The organism is Mesorhizobium sp. M2E.F.Ca.ET.209.01.1.1, from assembly GCF_004010375.2.
In the GTDB taxonomy this organism is placed as follows: domain Bacteria; phylum Pseudomonadota; class Alphaproteobacteria; order Rhizobiales; family Rhizobiaceae; genus Mesorhizobium.
Genome location: NZ_SADP02000073.1, coordinates 1 through 662, shown reverse-complemented (window position 1 = coordinate 662; position 662 = coordinate 1). Strand labels below are relative to the sequence as shown.

Here is a 662-nt window from a genome sequence, read left to right as displayed (position 1 = left end):
CGGAGCTCGGCAAGGAACGCGCGATAGCGCTTTACCGGGCGCTGGACGACTCTGTTGACACCATCGAGGCGCTGATCGCCGAGGAAGCCATCGACTGCAATTTTCGCCGCGCCGGCAAGCTGAAGCTCGCCTCCAAGCTGCAGCATTTCGAGGCGATCGCGCGCAACTTCGAAGCGATTCAAGCCGAGGTCGATCCCGATACGGCGCTGCTGTCGGCCGCCGATCTCAAATCCGAGATCGGCTCGCCCTTCCATGGCGCGATGCTGTCGAAGAAGAGCGCCATGATGCATATGGGCCGCTATGTGGCCGGCCTTGCCGCGGCCGCCGCCCGCCACGGCGCGGTCATCCACGAGAACGCCAGGGTGACGGACCGCAGGCAATCAGGAAACAGGCATGAGCTGACAACGTCCCGCGGCAAGATCAGCGCCGACAACGTGCTGGTGGCGACGGGCGCCTACACCACGCCGAATTTCGACTATTTCCGCCGCAGGCTCATTTCCGTCGGCAGCTTCATCATCGCCACGCGGCCGTTGAGCGACGCCGAGATCACTGCCGCCATGCCGGGCAATCGGACCTGCGTCACCTCGATGAACATAGGCAACTACTTCCGGCTGTCACCGGACAGGCGCCTGATCTTCGGCGGCCGCGCACGCTTCTCGGCG

1 protein-coding gene is annotated in these 662 nt (G+C 64.5%); it reads left to right on the top strand.

The window, feature by feature from the left end; genetic code table 11:
* Positions 1-662, top strand: a 662-nt coding sequence (locus tag EN852_RS34595) for an FAD-binding oxidoreductase (protein ID WP_135879569.1), incomplete at both ends; no start/stop codon positions are given.